A 733-nucleotide genomic window follows, 5' to 3' on the forward strand; every position below is an offset into this window, starting at 1 on the left:
CACGCCCAGTTCCTCGGGCTTGAAGGTGTCCAGCTGTTTCTTCTTGGCCTTCATGATGTTGGGCAGCGTGACGTAGCGCGGCTCGTTCAGGCGCAGGTCGGTGGTGATGACCGCAGGTATGTTCAGCGCCAGGGTTTCGAGGCCGCCGTCCACTTCGCGGGTCACGTTCACCTTGTCGCCAGCGATCTCGACCTTGGAGGCGAAGGTGGCTTGCGGCAGGTCGGCCAGCGCCGCCAGCATCTGACCCGTCTGGTTGCAGTCGTCGTCGATGGCCTGCTTGCCCAGGATCACGAGGCCGGGCTGTTCCTTTTCGATCAGAGCCTTGAGCAGCTTGGCCACGGCCAGCGGCTGCAGTTCTTCATTGGTCTCGACCAGGATGCCGCGGTCGGCGCCGATGGCCATGGCAGTGCGCAGCGTTTCCTGGCACTGGGCCACGCCGCAGGAGACGGCGATCACTTCGGTGACCACGCCTTTTTCTTTCAGGCGCACGGCTTCCTCAACAGCAATCTCGTCGAAGGGGTTCATGCTCATCTTGACGTTGGCGATGTCCACGCCGCTGCCATCGGACTTCACACGCACCTTGACGTTGTAGTCCACCACGCGTTTTACGGATACGAGAATTTTCATGAGAGGATTTCCTATTGAGGTTCAGGCCACCGAGGGCATGGCCTGGAGCTCGCTTGCTGCGCGCTGCGCACGCGAAGTGATCATCACCGTTGCCTCGCCCTCGATG

The 733-nt window shown here is 61.5% G+C and carries 1 protein-coding gene; it reads right to left on the reverse strand.

Going from position 1 to position 733, the window contains the following annotated elements:
• Positions 1-627: electron transfer flavoprotein subunit beta/FixA family protein (locus ACRYR9_RS19770; protein WP_432540229.1), on the reverse strand; the 627-nt coding region annotated here is incomplete at its 3' end.
• Between the last annotated feature and the right edge of the window lie 106 nt (positions 628-733).

Source organism: Kineococcus auxinigenes (assembly GCF_050871525.1).
GTDB lineage: Bacteria > Actinomycetota > Actinomycetes > Actinomycetales > Kineococcaceae > Kineococcus.